The sequence below is a fragment of the Faecalibacterium sp. An121 genome (genome assembly GCF_002160915.1).
GTDB lineage: Bacteria > Bacillota > Clostridia > Oscillospirales > Ruminococcaceae > Faecalibacterium > Faecalibacterium avium.
In genome coordinates, this window is the sequence record NZ_NFLM01000002.1 from 1 (window position 1) to 15,983 (window position 15,983).

Consider the following 15,983-nt stretch of genomic DNA (forward strand, 5'->3'; position numbering starts at 1 on the left):
GTATAGTTTTTTGTACACAGGAGACAAATCATGCGTTTGAGACGGCCTATTGCGTTCATCCTGTCGGCGGCGGTGGCGGCAAGCGCCCTCACCGGCTGCGACAGTTTTTCGGGCCACGCGGCGGCTGCGGCCAACAGCGCCCAGGTGCAGCAGCTGATCGAATTCATCGCGGACCTCGGTCTGGAGCGGGACCTGCGGCAGGCATTGCAGAAGGGCGGCGACCTGCGCCAGGCCCTGCTCACCCTGCTGGGGCTGGAAAGCGCGGTCAACTTCAATGTGGACGATCTGACCGGCGCCCGGCCCGGCCAGCACGCGGTGCAGGTGTGGGAGGTGACCGCCCAGAGCGCCGAGGATGCCGCCGCCCTGGCGGCTTCCCAGATCCGCGCGGTGCTGGAGCAGCTGAAATCCAACGGCGTAACGGAAGGCCGCATCGGCATGGTGGAAGTAGACGGCAAATACTACGTCGTGGTGGACGTGGAAGTGACCGAGGAGAATACCTTTGAGCCGGTAAAACCTGTGAGTGATGATGACGACAGTGAGGATACGCCCTCTGCGTCGGCCCCTACGGCAACGGTTGGCGGCATGACAATCGATTTGTCAGAGCTAGACGACAATGAAATAACGGCTGCTAAAATCCTTGAATTAGCAGGGAAAGTTTCCAGCGAAAAAGACTCCATCACCGAGCTTGATTTGAGCGGCTGCACGAATTTGACCACCATTGACAACAATGCATTTGATAGCTGCAAAAATCTGACAACAGTCACCCTGCCCAGCTCTGTGACCAGCATTGGCAAGGTGGCATTTGCATACAGCGGTCTGACCTCAATCAACTTGAGCGGCTGCAAAAACTTGACCAGCATTGGCTTCGGGGCATTTGGGAAATGCAAAAACCTGACCTCAATCAACTTGAGCGGCTGCACAAGATTGGAAAGCATTGATGAATCTGCATTTATATCCAGCGGTCTGACCGAAATCAACTTGGGCGGCTGCACAAGCTTGCAAAGGATTGGCAACTATGCATTTGAAAACAGTGGCCTGACCTCAATCACCTTGCCCGCGAGCTTAACCACCATTGGCACCGCTGCATTTTGGGGCTGCTCCAGCCTGAAAAATATAACCTTTTACAATGTCCCAGAGATTGGGGATTATGCATTTTACGGCGTCATTTCTGACAATGATCCATCTGACAAGCTCATCATTCATTGCCCCGAAGGTTGCAGTGGTGACCTCCAGCAAAAATTAATAAAGAGCAAAAGTTTTACAGAAGATGACATTAACAATAAAATAAGTTTTGATGAAACCCTCACCCCCCTCGCCTACCTCCTCGGCCTCTGACCCACAGCGCCCCCGCCCTTGCAAAAGGGGCGGGGGTTTTGCTGTGCCGGCGGGTTGGGCGGGCGGCGTGGTGAAACTGTTTCATTTGACAAAACAGTTTTTTTAAACTATACTGTTCTCTATCAGCAGAAAAAGTCTAAGCGGAAAGGATGTTGCAGGGCCAAGCGCCCTGCGTGGTTTACGAGAGGGATTATGCTTACACTGGATAAAATCTATCACGCCGCCTTTGTCCTCAAGGACATCGCCCGCCGCACCGACCTGATCGAAGCGCCGCAGCTGTCCCAGGGATGCAGGCTGTACCTCAAGACCGAAAACCTGCAGGTGACCGGCAGCTTCAAAGTCCGGGGCGCCTACTACAAGATCAGCCAGCTGTCCGAGGCAGAGCGGGCCAAGGGGGTCATCGCCTGTTCGGCCGGCAACCACGCCCAGGGCGTGGCCCTGGCGGCTACCCGGATGGGCATCCGCAGCATTGTCTGTATGCCCGACGGCGCGCCCATCATGAAGGTGGAAAACACCAAGAGCCTGGGCGCGGAAGTATGCCTGGTGCCCGGCACCTACGACGACGCCCACGATTACGCCGTCCAGCTGCAGTCCGAGACCGGTATGACCTTCATCCACCCCTACGACGACGAACTGGTCATCGCGGGGCAGGGCACCATCGGCCTGGAGATCCTGGACCAGCTGCCCGACCTGGACGCGGTGATCGTGCCGGTGGGCGGCGGCGGCCTGATCTCGGGCATCGCCTTTACCATCAAGAGCCTGCGCCCGGACGTCAAGGTCTACGGCGTCCAGGCGGCGGGGGCGCCCAGTATGGTGCTCTCGATGCAGAACCACCAGTACCAGACCCTGGAGGCCGCCTCCACCTTTGCCGACGGCATCCAGGTCAAGACCCCCGGCGAGGTCACCTACCAGATGTGCGAAACGTACGTGGACGGCATGGTCACCGTCAGCGAGGACGAGATCGCGGCGGCCATCCTCTCCCTGATGGAGAATCAGAAACTGGTGGCCGAGGGCGCCGGCGCGGTGCCGGTGGCGGCAGCCCTCTACGATAAACTGCCCATCCAGGGCAAAAAGGTGGTCTGCCTGGTCTCGGGCGGCAACATCGACGTCAATATCCTCAGCCGGGTGATCACCCGCGGCCTGATCATGAGCGGGCGCAAGTCCAATCTGACCATCGCCCTGGAGGACAAGCCCGGCCAGCTGACCAAAGTATCCCGGATCGTGGCCGACTGCGGCGGCAATGTGGTGTCGGTGCAGTACGACGGTTCCGACCCCAATATGCCCATTTCCAGCTGCTTCCTCAAGCTGGGCATGGAGACCCGCGACGCCGCCCAGATCAACCAGATCCGGGCCGAACTGGCCAAAGCCGGCTTCCAGCTGGTGGGCTGACCCAAGAAAGGAGCTTTTACCATGAACGTGATCTCTACATCCAACGCGCCTGCGGCCATCGGCCCTTACAGCCAGGCGCTCGACCTGGGCGATCTGGTGTTTGTTTCGGGGCAGCTCCCGGTGGACCCCGCCACCGGCGCCATGCCCGACACGGTGGAGGCACAGGCCGCCCAGAGCCTGGCCAACATCCGGGCCATCCTGGCCGAGGCCGGCCTAACCATGGCCCACGTGGTCAAAACGGTGATCTTCCTGGCCGACATCAACGACTTCGCCGCCGTCAACCAGGTCTATGCCCAGGTATTCGCCCAGCCCTACCCTGCCCGCAGCTGCGTGCAGGTGGCCGCCATCCCCAAGGGCGCCCGGCTGGAGATCGAGTGCATCGCCAAGCGCTGAACCATCTGCAAAAAAGCAGCGCCCCTGCTCTTCCCTGCGGAAGGGCGGGGGCGCTGTCGCGTCCGGTTCAGGCGGCCAGAGGGGCAGCCGAAGCGGCTGCGGCACTGTCCGCCGTCTGGGCGGTGGGGTCCTCGGGGGTAACGATCTCGGTGTGCGCCACATGGGTGCGCAGATAGCTCACCCAGGCCGCATAACCCTCGGGCAGTAGATGGTAGCCGTCGGGCTGGGCGTACTCGGCTTTCAGGTCGCCGTTGGCGTCGGCCAGCACTTCCCACAGGTCCAGGAAATAACAGCCCTTCTCCACTGCCAGGGCGGCCAGGTCGTTGTTGACCCGGATGAACCGGGCCCCATACATCCCGCTGTGGCCCGCGCCGGCGCTGACCTCGGGCCGCACTGGCGTGATGGACTGGACGTAGATATCCGCGTCGGGCAGCAGCGCCCGGATGTTGTCCAGCATCAGGCTGTAATAATTCAAAAAGCTGGTGTAATCGGTGTCCTGGGTCAGGACGTTGGTGCCCAGCAGGATGTACACCGACTTGGGCGCATAGGAGGCCAGAGCCTCCAGCGGCACTTCCTGTACGCCGTCGATGCGGGTGCAGGTGGTCCCGTTGACCACCGCGTTGGGCCCTACCCCGCGGTAGGCGCAGTAATGGGCGTTGGGCAGGCCGGTGTCGTAGATCTGCAGCCCCTGGGTCAGGCTGTCCCCCAGAAAGACCGCGCTGTCAAAATAACTCAGGTCCACCGGCTCCGACTCGGTCACCGGCATGGACGCCAGCCGGAAATCCATCGCCGTCGAGCCGTCGGCCCGGGTCTGCACCTGCAGGGCGGTGGAGTTCTCATAGCTGAGGGTCCGCCAGGAGGCATCGGGCAGCGCCTGCTCCAGCAGCGTGATCTGGGGTTCCTGCCGGCTGGGCGGGGTGGGATACAGCTGCCTCCACAGCACCCATACGCCGCACAAAAGCACCAGCATCACCAGCGCCAGAAAGGTCGCAAACATCCTGCGCCAGCGCCTGTGCAGCACATGACGCCGGTATTCCTGATAATCTGCCATGAGGCAGCACCTCCCTTGCCCCGGCGGGGGCGAATTTTGTTGATCCTGTTCCTATTGTACCATGCCGGCCGCCGGCAGACAAGATTGGATATTAACTGCCGCCCCCTTTTCCCCAGGGGGATTTTATGTTATACTGCTATATTGATGCATCCGACATTTTTGACAGAAAGCAGGTATTTTTCATGCGCACAGACCCTTCGCTCCACTATCTGGACAATGCGGCCACCACCCTGGTGGACCCTGCGGTGGCCGATGTGATCCACCAGGCCATGCTTGACCACTGGGCCAACCCCTCCTCCCTCTACGGGCCCGGCGCCGAGAGCGAGGACGCCCTTCACCAAGCGCGGGCCGCCCTGGCCCACACCCTCGGGTGCAAAAGCCGCGAATGGTATTTCACCTCCTGCGGCAGCGAGGGGAACAATCTGGCCCTGCTGGGAGGCGTCCGCACCAAGACCTTCGGCAAAAAGATCGTCTGTTCGGGCTTTGAACATCCCAGTGTCCGCCGCCCGCTGGAAGACCTGGCCAGCGCAGGCTGGCAGGTGGTGTTCGTGCCGCCCCACGCCGACGGCAGCTTTGCGGTGGACGAGATGCTCAGCCAGATCGACCGCTCCACCGTGCTGGCGGCCTGCATGATGGTGAACAACGAGACCGGCGCCGTGTGCGACGTGGCCCGCCTGGCCCGGGAAGCCAAAAAGATCAACAGCCGGATGATGGTCCATGTGGACGGGGTGCAGGCCTGGATGCGGCTGCCGGTGCGCCTGGCCGACAGCGGCATCGACAGCTTTACGGTCAGCGGACACAAGATCCACGCCCCCAAAGGGGTGGGCGGGCTGTACCTCAGCGACAAGCTGATCCAGAGCTTCCGCCCGCCCTACCTGGGCGGCGAACAGGAGCGGGGCATCCGCCCCGGCACCGAAAACCTGCCCTATGCACTGGGGCTGGCGGCTGCCGCCCAGAAGCTGGCCCCCACCCTCGGCCAGCGCGCCGCACAGGCCCGGGCCCTCAACCAGCGGCTGCGGCAGGGTCTGGCCGCCTTCCCCACCGTGGAGATCAACAGCCCCGACGGGGCGGTGCCCGAGATCCTGAATTTCAGCGAAAACAAGGTGCGCAGCGAGACCATGCTGGCCTGGCTGGCCCAGGAAAAGATTTATGTATCCTCTGCGTCGGCCTGCGGCCGGGGCGAGCCCAGCCACACCCTGGCGGCCATGGGCCGGCCGGCCCGGGCGGTGGATACCGCCATCCGGGTGTCCTTCTGCGCCGACAACACCGAGGCCGACGTGGACGCCTTCCTGGAGCGGTTCGAGGCGGGCATGAAGACCCTGCAGGGAATTTGACATCTGTATAACAGGAGAGAAATTATGCGTGAAGTAATCATCGGTTACCAGGGGGAGATGTCCCTCAAGGGGCTCAACCGCAACCAGTTCGAGTCGGCCCTCATGAAGATCCTGCGCTACCGCCTCAAGGACGCGGGCCGTTTCCAGGTGTGGTGCGCCCAGTCCACCTTCTACATCGAGCCGGAGGACGACGCGGCGGACCTGGACCTGGCCTTTGCCCGGGTGTCCAAGGTGTTCGGCCTGGCGGCCGTCAGCCGCTGCGCCGTCTGCGACAAGGATTTTGACGCCATCTGCGCCGCGGCCGAGAGCTACCTCGGCCAGGCCCTGCGCCAGGTCAAGACCTTCAAGGTGGAGGCACGCCGGGCCGACAAGTCCTTCCCCATGACCAGCCCCCAGCTGATGCGGGAACTGGGCGCCTTCCTGCTGTCCAGGCATCCCTACCTGCGGGTGGATGTCCACCAGCCCGACTTCAAGGTGATCGTCGAGGTGCGGGACCGCGGGGCCTACGTCCACGGACCCAAGACCCCCGGCGAAGGGGGCCTGCCGGTGGGCACCAGCGGCCGGGCTCTGAATATGCTGTCGGGCGGCATCGACAGCCCGGTGGCGGCCTACCGGATGGCCAAGCGGGGTCTGGCGCTGGATCACATCCACTTCGCTTCCCCGCCCTACACCTCCGAGCGGGCCCGCCGCAAGGTGATCGCCCTGGCCCAGCGCACCACCGTCTACACCGGCAGCTGCAATCTGTTCATCGTGCCCTATACCCGTCCCCAGGAGTGCATCCGGGACAACGCCCCGCCCATGCTGTTCACGGTGCTGATGCGCCGCAGCATGATGCGGATCGCCGGGCAGATCGCCCAGCGGCAGGGCTGCGAGGCGCTGGTCACCGGCGAGAGCCTGGCCCAGGTGGCCAGCCAGACCGTCCAGGCCCTGCGCTGCACCGACGCTGCCCAGGACCTGCCGGTGCTGCGCCCCCTGATCGGGATGGACAAGACCGAGATCATCGAAACGGCCCGCCGCATCGGCACCTTTGAGACCAGCATCCTGCCCTATGAGGACTGCTGCACCATCTTCACGCCGCCCCACCCCAAGCTGCGTCCCACCCTGGAGGAGGTACTGGAGGCCGAGGCCGCCATGCCCGATCTGGCCGCCCTGGAGGCTGAGGCCGCCGCTTCGGCCCAGCGGCTGCGCATCCGCATCGACGACCAGACTGAACTGGACGACTGAAAGGAGGCCGCACCATGACAGCGGAGATCATCAGCGTAGGCACCGAGCTTCTGCTGGGCAACATCCTGAACACCAACGCCCAGTATCTCAGCCGGGAACTGGCCGATCTGGGCATCACGGTCCAGCGGCAGAGCACCGTCGGGGACAACCACCAGCGTCTGGCCGAGTGGGTGCAGTCGGCCAAGGACCGCTGCGACCTGCTGGTATTCACCGGGGGCCTGGGCCCCACCGACGACGACCTGACCAAAGAGACGGTGGCCGCCTGCTACGGGGACACCCTGGCCTTTGACCCCGAGGAGTGGGAAAAGATCACCTCTTTCTTCACCCGGATGGGGCGCCAGACCACCCCCAACAACCGCAAACAGGCCATGGTGCCGGTGCACGGCCGCAAGATCCCCAACGCCCATGGCACCGCGCCGGGAGCCTGGTTTGAGCAGGAGGGCAAATGCGCCGTCCTGATGCCGGGCGTACCGGCCGAGATGAAAGCCATGTGGACCGAACAGATCCGTCCCCTCCTGCTGGCCCGTCAAAACTGCTCCCTCCACTCCCTGACCCTGCGGGTGCTGGGGGGCGAAAGCGAGATCGAGTACCGGGTGCGGGACCTGTTGAAAAACGAAAATCCCACCGCCGCCATCTACTGCAAGACCGGCGAAAGTGAGATCCGGATCACCGCCCGGGCCGCTACTGCCGGGCAGGGTGCGGAAATGTGCCGGGCATATGCCAAAAAGTTCTATGATATTCTGGGCGATGCGGTGTATGATGAAGATGTGCCCAGCCTGGCCCACACGGTGGTGCACACCCTGGAGGCCCAGGGCCGGACCATTGCCACCGCCGAGAGCTGCACCGGCGGCCTGATCGCCCAGCAGCTGACCGGGGTGCCGGGGGCCAGCAACGTCTTTGGCTATGGCTTTGTCACCTATTGGGAACAGGCCAAGGCCCGCCTGATCGGGGTGGACCCGGCGGTCATCCGGCGCTACAACGTGGTGTCGGGGCCGGTGGCGGCCCAGATGGCCCGGGGCGCCAAAGAAGTCTCGGGGGCGGATATCGCGGTGGCGGTCACCGGGCTGGCAGGCCCGGGCGGCGGCGACGCCGTGCGCCCGGTGGGCACCGTCTACATCGCGGGGGCCGGTCCGGCGGGGGTGTATGTGGAGAAATTCCACTATGTCCGGGCAGACCGTGAAAACATCCGCGCCCGGGCGGCTCACGCCGCCCTGGAGCTGGCGCTGCGGCTGGCCCAGGGCAAGGCTCCGGCGGGCTGTTACCGACTGGAAGCCGGCGCCTGCGGGGATGCCCAGGCCCTGGAGGCCCTGAACGAGGCGCTGATCTTGTAACTTTAAAAACGACGGCAGGGGGTATGCGTGATGGCAGCGGCAAACGAGAGCCGGGTGCTCCGCTTTTTTGGGGTGGAACCGGCAGAGGTGGAACAGGCGGCAGCCGGGCTGGCAGGCCGGTGCGGCCTGGCCCATGTGGAAAGCCGGGCCCAGGGCGCCGAGACCCTGCTGGCCCTGACCGCGCCGCCCCGCGCGCTGCACCGGGCCGGGGAGCGGCTGCGCCGCGCCTTTGCCGGAGGGCTGTACGGAGCCGGGGGCGACACCCTGGCCGACTGCACCGCCCAGGCCCTGGTGGGGCGGGACAGGCTGCTGGCCTGCGCCGACCCCGAAGCCCTGGCCCTTCTGGCCTCCCGGCTGGAAGGGCGGCCTGGGATCAGCCGGGTGTTTGATTTTGGGGCGGGCAGCTGCCTGGACGCCGCTCTCATGGCCAAAGTGGATGCCCGGGTAAGCCGCGCTCCGGCCCAGGACCCCCTGGCGGACAAGCTGTGCCGGATGCAGGCCGCCGTCCATCTGACCCACGCCGACCTGGTGGCCGGCGTGCTGGCCCGGGATGGGGATACCCTGGTGCTGCTGGCCCGGCGCAAGGGCTGCTGGGTGTGCAGCGTGCCGCCGGAGGGCAGCCCCGCTCTCTGGCTGCTGGACATGATCCGGCGGGCCGCCAAGCGTCTGCCCCAGGCCAAGGGGGTCCGTTATTGCAGAGCGGGCCGTGCACACGGCGCCGCACGCCGCTGGCGGACGCGGCTGCTGCTGGCCCTTCTGCTGGCCGCGGCCGTGGGTCTGGTGCTGGCTTTGCAGGCCACCGGCGGGGACCTCTCTGCTCTGCCCCAGCTGCTGCGCAGCCTGGCGGGGGCATCCCAGCCGCCCGCCCACTCGGGAGCGATCTTTCTATAAACAAAAACAAAGGCCCCGCCTTCTTGGGAAGGCGGAGCTTTTTCTATGTTCAGAACTTTTTCCACGTCTCCGGGACGAACAGCATCAGCAGGGGGAACAGTTCCAGGCGGCCCGCCAGCATATCCACCGTCAGCACCAGTTTGGAAAAGCCCGAGTACAGCCCAAAGTTTGCCATAGGGCCTACCCCCTCCAGGCCGGGGCCGATGTTGTTGAAGGTGGCCGCCACAGCGGTGAAATTGGTCACCAGGCCCTGGCCGTCCAGGCTGACCAGCAGCACCGACGCCCCAAAGATGATGAAATAGGCCGCCATGAACACGTTGGTGGAGCGCAGGGTGTCCTGGTCCAGAGGCTTGCCGTCCACACGCACCGGCGCCACCACGTTGGGGTGCAGCGTCTGGGCGATCTCCTTGCGGATGCTCTTGGCCAGGATCATAAAGCGGCTGATCTTCATGCCGCCGCCGGTGCTGCCCGCGCAGGCGCCGATGAACATCAGCACCACCAGAATGCTCTTGGCAAAGGAGGGCCACTGGTCAAAGTCGCAGGAGGAGAACCCGGTGGTGGTGATGATGGACCCTACCTGGAAGGCAGCCTGCTGGATGGCGGTGAGGAGGTTGGGGAACAAATCGCGGATGTTCCAGCTGATGAGGGCGATGGCCGCAAAGACCACCCCCAGATACCAGCGCACCTCCTCGATGGCGGCGGCCTTGCGCCACTTGCGCCGCATCAGGTAGAAATAGGCGCTGAAGTTGACGCCGAACAGGATCATAAAGACGGTGACCACCACCTGGATGTAGGTGGAATAGCTGGCCATGCTGTCATTCTTGATGCCAAAACCGCCGGTGCCCGCCGAACCAAAGGTGATCAGCAGGGTGTCCATCAGGGGGCAGCCCCCCGCCAGCATAAAGATGATCTGCAGGACGGTCATGCCCAGGTAGATGCCATAGAGGATCTTGGCCGTGGCCTGCACCGAGGGCACCATTTTTTCCACCTGGGGACCGGGGCTCTCGGCCTTCATCAGGTTGACATGGCTGCCGCCGGTAAGGGGCAGCACAGCCAGCAGGAACACCAGGATGCCCATGCCGCCGATCCAGTGGGTGAAGCTGCGCCAGAACAAAATGCCCATGGGCAGGCTTTCCACGTCGGCCAGCACCGATGCGCCGGTGGTGGTAAAGCCGGACACCGTCTCAAACAAGGCCCCGATGGGGTCGGGGATGGCGCCCGACAGGACAAAGGGCACCGCCCCCATGATGCTGATGACGATCCAGGTCAGGGCGGCGGTGACGCAGCTCTCCCGCATGTAGAAGATCTTGCTGCGGGGCTTGATGCGGGTCAGCAGGCCCCCAATGACCAGGCACAGGGCGATGGTGAACAGGAACACCCCCAGGATGTCCCACTCGCCGTACAGGACGCTGACTGCCGCCGGGAAGGCCATCAGCCCGCCCTCACACAGCAGGATGTAGCCCAGCAGGCGGAACACTATGGCATAGTTCATCGTGCGCCTCCCTGCCCGGCCACGATATCCCGCAGGTCATGCAGGCCGTGCTGCAGGGTGACCACAATGACGGTATCCCCCAGCTGGATGGTGTCGCCGCCCCGGGGAATGATGATCTCATCCCCCCGGGTGATGCAGCACAACAGCAGGTTGGGCTTGAGGTGCAGCTCGCTCAGGGGCACGCCGGTGGCGGCGCTGACTTCGTGGACGGTGAATTCCAGGGCTTCCACCCGGTCGTCCAGGATGCGGTACAGGGTCTTGACATTGCTGCCCGCCGCGTTTTGCAGGGCGCGGACATACTGCACCACAAAGTCGCAGGTCATGTATTTGGGGTAGATGATGCTGCCCAGGTCAAAGCTGGAGAGGATGTCGTCAAACTCCAGACGGTTGATCTTGGTGACCAGTTTGGCTTTGGAGTGGTTGGAGGCGAACAGGGACAGCAGGATGTTCTCCTCGTCCATATTGGTCAGGGCCACAAAGGACTCGGCCGAATCCAGCCCTTCGCTGAGCAGGAAGCCCCGGTTGGAGCCGTCCTCGCAGAGGATCTGGGCCTGGGGCAGTTCCTCGGCCAGGTAGTCGCAGCGCTCGAGGTCCCGCTCGATGATCCGCACCTTGATCTTGCTCTCCAACAGGTACTGGCTGAGATAGAAGGCGATGGCGCCGCCCCCCACGATCATGGCGTTCTTCACCGGCTTGACCGGCAGGCCCAGCTTGACAAAGAACTGCTGGGCCTTCTCCTCGGTGGCCAGGAAGGTGACCAGGTCCCCTTTGCGCAGCACAAAGCTGCCGTCAGGGATGGTGACGGTCTGCCCCCGCTCCACCGCGCACACCAGGATATCGCATCCCATCCGGGAAGGGATATCCCGAATGGGCATCCCATCCAGCTGGTCGGCCAGGGCAAACTTGATCAGCCGCACCCGGCCCCCCGCAAAGGTGTCGATCTTGCTGGCGCCGGGGAAGCGCAGCAGCCGGGAGATCTCCTTGGCGGCGGCCATCTCGGGGTTGATGATGGCCGAAATGCCGGTCTGCTGGCGGATGAAGTCCAGCTCGTGGCTGTACGACGGGTTGCGCACCCGGGCGATGGTATGGCGGCTGCCCGCCTTTTTGGCAAACATGCAGCAGAGCAGATTCAGCTCATCCGAGCCGGTGATGGAGATAAAGACGTCGGTGTCCTCGATGCCGGCCTCGTTCAGGGTGGTGATGGAGGAACCGTTGCCCACCACGCCCAGCACATCGTAAGCCTGTACGATCTGCTCCACGCGGGCCTTGTTGGTGTCGATCACCGTCACGCTGTGGCCTTCCTCACTGAGCTGGCGGGCCAGGGCTGTGCCCACTTTGCCGCCGCCCACAAGTATGATCTTCATACAAAAGCGTCCTTTCTATTCTCACGCAGGGCCGGCCCTTGCCTGTCGGCCAATGGATGGAATACACCTTATTCTAGCACAATCGGACCCAAAGGTCTATAAGCACATGGGCCGGACAGCAAAACGGCCAGCCCGGAAAGGAGCATCCCTCCCGGCTGGCCGCGGTATCGTTTGCAGTTTGGCTGCACTCACAGCCTGGGCGCGGGCCCGGTGGAACCCCGCAGGATCAGCTGGGCGTGCAGCAGCAGGCTGCTGATGGGCACTCCGTTCAAAAGGCTGTCCAGGGCATAATAGCCGCTCTTGCCGATCTGCAGCCGGTCCTGACGGATGGTGGTCAGGGGGGGCGAGGTGTGGGCGCAGAAAGGCAGGTCGTCAAAGCCGATGATGCTCAGCCGCTGGGGCACCTGGATGCCCAGTTCCAGGCAGCGGATCAGGGCGGTGTGGGCCAGCAGATCCGAGCTGCACAGCACGGCGGTCACCCCCATGTCCAGCAGGCGGGGCAGATGGGTGTTGACGCACTCGGAAAAGGAGTAGGCATAGCCCGCCATCGACACCCCACTGGGCAGCTTGCGGCGGCGTATCTCATGGAAAAAGCTCTTATACCGCACCTGGGTGATATGGGAGCCCAGCGCCCCGCTGAGGTAGCCGATCTTCTGGTGGCCCATGCCGCACAGCGCGTTGACCGCCTGGCCGATGGCCTCGTTGTTGTCCACGCCCAGGGTGGAGATGGTGGGGTTGCCCAGGATCAGGTTGTCATACAGCACCGCCGGGGTGCGGCTGGTGGGAAATTCCTTCATCCAGGGGTCGTTCAGGGTGGCCCCCAGGATCAAGGCCCCCAGGTAGCCCTCCTGCAGCATGAAGGTGTCGTAGCTCACCGAGCGCTGCATCTCCTTGCTCATATCCACCACGCGGACGCTGTAGCCGGAAGGCTCTGCCATCTGCCGGAAGCCGGCGATGACATCGTAGCCGAAATCCTCAGGCTTTGCGTAGTCCATGTTCTCGATCAGGACGCACAGGGTGCGTACCGCCCCCCGCCGGGCCCGGGTATAGCCCAGGGTGACGGCGGTCTCGAGGATGGTTTTGCGCAAAGTTTCGCTGATATCCGGCGCGCCGTTCAGGGCTTTGGACACCGTCCCCTTGGACACCCCCACTTTTTTGGCAATATCTTCCATAGTCGGCATCTGTTTGCACCTCCTTTCCGGCCGAAGATAGTCTTTTCATGGTTTTATTATACCCATCCCGGGTCCAAAAGGCAAATGCCGGAGCCTGTACGAAACCTCAAAAAAAGTTTCGTATTTTTGTGCATCGCAGTCGCCCGTTGTTAAATCGCCTGAAATCAATGGATTTTGGTTGTACATGATTCACAAAAAATTCACGATTTTCAAAAAAAGACTTGATTCTTAGCGCAATTTGGTTTATGATAATGCCATCGCGAAACATTACGAAACTTCGCAACGCCCTTCGCACCCGTTTATGAGAAGCAAAAAGGAGGAATTGCTAATGCGCAAAAACTGGTCCGCTCCCCGCCTTCTGTCCAGAAGGGACTTTCTGCGCCTGTCTGCGGTGGCGGCCGGGACTGCCGCTGCGGGCGGCATGCTGAGCGGATGTTCCGAGGGCAGCGGCGAAAATGTCCGTCTGATGGTCTGGAGCCCGTCCCAGGACCAGGCCAAGGACAGCGGTGAATGGCTGCAGACCTGCTGCGACCGTTTTGCCGAGCTGCACCCCGAGTGGAACATCACCTTTGTCTATGGCGTCGCCGACGAGGCCGGTGCGGCAGGCACCGTCAGCCAGGATGCGGAGGCCAGCGCCGATGTGTTCATGTTCGCCAACGACACCCTCACCACCCTGACCGACGCCGGCGCCCTGGCCAAATTCGGCGGCATCTACGCCGATGAGATCAGCGCCAGCAACAGCCCCAGCCTGGTGGACAGCCTGACCATGGACGACTACATCTACGGCGTGCCCTTCACCACCAACACCTGGTTCATGTACTACGATAAGTCCACCTTCTCGGAGGACGACATCAAGAACCTGGACACCATGCTCACCAAGGGCGTGGTCAGCTTCCCCTTCACCAACTCCTGGTATCTGCCCGCCTTCTATTTCGGCAACGGCTGCACCCTGTTCGGGGACGGCACCCAGGAAGAGCTGGGCGCGGACTTTGCAGGCCAGAAGGCGGTGGACGTCACCAACTACCTGATCGACCTGTACAACAACCCCAACTTCACGGTGGACGCCGACGGTTCCGGCATGGCCGGCCTGCGCGACGGCAGCATCAAGGCCATCTTCACCGGCTCGTGGGACGCGGAGGCCATCAAGGAGATCCTGGGCGACAACATGGGCGTGGCCGCGCTGCCCACCTTCACCCTGAACGGGGAGGAAAAGCAGATGTACGCCTACGCCGGCAGCAAAGCCATCGGCGTCAACACCAACAGCAAGTACATGGTGCAGGCCATCCAGCTGGCCCTCTACCTGGGCGGCCCCGAGGCACAGCAGCTGCACTACGACCTGCGCACCGTCATCCCCTGCAACACCGAGCTTCTGGCCGACCCCGCCATCGCCAGCGACGAGCTGGTGGCCGCCCAGAACGACACCTTCAACCGCACCTCGATCCTCCAGCCTTTCGTCTCGGGCATGAGCAACTGCTGGACCCCGGTCGAGAACATGGGCAAGGGCATCCGCAGCGGGACCATCACCCACGACAACGCCGCTGAGCAGACCCAGGCCATGAACGATGCCATGAACAGCGACGGCATCTCATAAGGAAAGGGAGGATTCGTGCATGAATGCCACAAGTGCTTTAAAACTGCGCAGCAACACCCTCAAGATCGACAACCCCATCACCTGCATGGAAGCCATCAAGAACGGCGATATCTTCACCCGGCTGTCCATGGTGGTGATGGGCCTGGGCAATATGGTCCACGGCCAGGTGGTCAAGGGGCTGCTGTTCCTGGCAGCCGAGGTCGCCTACATCGCCTTTATGGTGACCAACGGCTTTTACAATCTGTCCATGCTGGTATCCCTGGGCAGCGTCGAGCGCCAGGAGGTCTGGAACGAGGAGCTCCAGATCTTTGAGTACACCCATGGCGACCAATCCATCCTGCTTTTGCTGTACGGCCTGGCCACCATCCTTGTGACCGGCGTCATGTTCTGGATCTGGCGCGGCACCCTCAAGAGCGCCTACAACGTCCAGCTGCAGGCCAAAGCCGGCAAGCACATCTTCACCTTCAGCGAGGACATCAAGGAGCTGTTCGACTCCAACCTCTACCGTCTCCTGATGACCCCCTCCATGTTCTTCATCACCGCCCTGACCATCCTGCCTCTGATCTTCATGATCTGCATGGCGTTCACCAATTACAGCAAGATCGACAACCACCTGGTCCTGTTCGACTGGGTGGGCCTGGACAACTTCCGCACCCTGTTCGACTCCAACTCGATCCTGGGCTCCACCTTCTGGAAGGTGCTGGGCTGGACGCTGGTGTGGGCCTTCTTTGCCACCTTCACCAACTACTTTGCAGGCATGATCCTGGCCATCATCATCAACCGCAAGGACACCAAGGCCAAGGGTTTCTGGCGTTTCTGCTTCGTTCTGCCCTGCGCGGTGCCCATGTTCGTCTCCCTGCTGATCATGCGCACCATGCTGCAGCCCGAAGGCGCTGTCAACGTGCTGCTGCGGCAGCTGGGCCTCATCGCGGACGGCGTGAGCCTTCCCTTCTTCACCGATCCCACCTGGGCCCGGGTGACCGTCATCCTGATCAACATCTGGGTGGGCGTGCCCTACACCCTGCTGCAGCTGACCGGCGTGCTGCAGAACATCCCCTCCGACCTGTATGAGGCTGCCACCGTAGACGGCGCCAACGCAGTGCAGACCTTCTTCCGCATCACGCTGCCCTATATGTTCTACGTCACCACCCCGTACCTGATCGCCACCTTCACCGGCAACGTCAACAACTTCAACGTCATCTACCTGCTGTCCGGCGGCGACCCCGTCACCGACCTGGCCTCCACGGCCGGCAGCACCGACCTGCTGGTCACCTGGCTGTACAAGCTGACCATCGACAAACAGTACTACAATGTGGGCGCCGTGGTCGGCATCCTGACATTCATCATCCTGGCCATCGGCTCGCTGCTGACTTACCGCCGCAGCAAGTCCTACCGTGAAGAAGGAGGCATCTGAGC

Annotated in this window: 13 protein-coding genes; 9 read left to right on the forward strand and 4 right to left on the reverse strand. The window is 62.9% G+C overall.

The annotated features are described in order from the left end of the window. Window positions 1-30 precede the first annotated feature (30 nt). The 3 genes from B5E66_RS01320 (at window position 31) to B5E66_RS01330 (ending at window position 3,117) form a co-directional block, all read left to right on the forward strand. Window positions 31-1,335 (forward strand): leucine-rich repeat domain-containing protein, encoded by a 1,305-nt coding sequence (locus B5E66_RS01320; RefSeq protein ID WP_087228177.1) that lies wholly within the window; start codon window positions 31-33, stop codon window positions 1,333-1,335. 192 nt (window positions 1,336-1,527) lie between these two features. After that, complete coding sequence (gene ilvA / locus B5E66_RS01325) at window positions 1,528-2,724, forward strand: threonine ammonia-lyase (protein ID WP_087228178.1); 1,197 nt, start codon at window positions 1,528-1,530, stop codon at window positions 2,722-2,724. A 21-nt stretch (window positions 2,725-2,745) separates the two neighbouring features. Continuing rightward, complete coding sequence (locus B5E66_RS01330; protein ID WP_087228179.1) at window positions 2,746-3,117, forward strand: RidA family protein; 372 nt, start codon at window positions 2,746-2,748, stop codon at window positions 3,115-3,117. Between the two features lie 67 nt (window positions 3,118-3,184). Here the strand turns inward: B5E66_RS01330 and B5E66_RS01335 are convergent, their stop codons facing one another. Further along, a complete protein-coding gene (locus B5E66_RS01335) occupies window positions 3,185-4,168 on the reverse strand; it encodes a GDSL-type esterase/lipase family protein (protein WP_087228180.1) in 984 nt (327 codons plus the stop codon). 182 nt (window positions 4,169-4,350) lie between these two features. On the opposite strand from B5E66_RS01335, the gene B5E66_RS01340 reads away from it, so the two are divergent. The 4 genes from B5E66_RS01340 to B5E66_RS01355 are packed head-to-tail and all read left to right on the forward strand — an operon-like array spanning window position 4,351 to window position 8,948. Next, window positions 4,351-5,502, forward strand: coding sequence for a cysteine desulfurase family protein (locus B5E66_RS01340; RefSeq protein WP_087228321.1), 1,152 nt, complete (start codon window positions 4,351-4,353; stop codon window positions 5,500-5,502). 24 nt (window positions 5,503-5,526) lie between these two features. After that, complete coding sequence (gene thiI, locus B5E66_RS01345; protein WP_087228181.1) at window positions 5,527-6,726, forward strand: tRNA uracil 4-sulfurtransferase ThiI; 1,200 nt, start codon at window positions 5,527-5,529, stop codon at window positions 6,724-6,726. A gap of 14 nt (window positions 6,727-6,740) precedes the next feature. Then, window positions 6,741-8,057, forward strand: coding sequence for a competence/damage-inducible protein A (locus tag B5E66_RS01350; protein WP_087228182.1), 1,317 nt, complete (start codon window positions 6,741-6,743; stop codon window positions 8,055-8,057). Between the two features lie 30 nt (window positions 8,058-8,087). Further along, window positions 8,088-8,948, forward strand: a complete 861-nt coding sequence (locus tag B5E66_RS01355) for a hypothetical protein (protein WP_087228183.1) — start codon at window positions 8,088-8,090, stop codon at window positions 8,946-8,948. 49 nt (window positions 8,949-8,997) lie between these two features. On the opposite strand, the gene B5E66_RS01360 is transcribed toward B5E66_RS01355, so the two are convergent. The 3 genes from B5E66_RS01360 to B5E66_RS01370 all read right to left on the reverse strand — a co-directional run bounded on the left by B5E66_RS01360 (window position 8,998) and on the right by B5E66_RS01370 (window position 12,985). Continuing rightward, the gene (locus B5E66_RS01360) at window positions 8,998-10,440 is read right to left on the reverse strand and encodes a TrkH family potassium uptake protein (RefSeq protein ID WP_087228184.1); all 1,443 of its coding nucleotides are present in this window, start codon (window positions 10,438-10,440) and stop codon (window positions 8,998-9,000) included. Beyond that, on the reverse strand, window positions 10,437-11,804 hold the full coding sequence (gene trkA / locus B5E66_RS01365) for a Trk system potassium transporter TrkA (RefSeq protein WP_087228185.1): 1,368 nt from the start codon (window positions 11,802-11,804) through the stop codon (window positions 10,437-10,439). Before trkA ends, B5E66_RS01360 begins: the two co-directional genes overlap by 4 nt. A 188-nt stretch (window positions 11,805-11,992) precedes the next feature. Further along, window positions 11,993-12,985 (reverse strand): LacI family DNA-binding transcriptional regulator, encoded by a 993-nt coding sequence (locus B5E66_RS01370; protein WP_087228186.1) that lies wholly within the window; start codon window positions 12,983-12,985, stop codon window positions 11,993-11,995. Between the two features lie 319 nt (window positions 12,986-13,304). Here B5E66_RS01370 and B5E66_RS01375 point away from each other — a divergent pair, with 319 nt between their 5' ends. Then, window positions 13,305-14,567, forward strand: a complete 1,263-nt coding sequence (locus B5E66_RS01375; protein ID WP_087228187.1) for an extracellular solute-binding protein — start codon at window positions 13,305-13,307, stop codon at window positions 14,565-14,567. Window positions 14,568-14,586: 19 nt separating this feature from the next. Further along, complete coding sequence (locus B5E66_RS01380) at window positions 14,587-15,981, forward strand: carbohydrate ABC transporter permease (protein WP_087228188.1); 1,395 nt, start codon at window positions 14,587-14,589, stop codon at window positions 15,979-15,981. The last annotated feature ends 2 nt before the right edge of the window (window positions 15,982-15,983 follow it).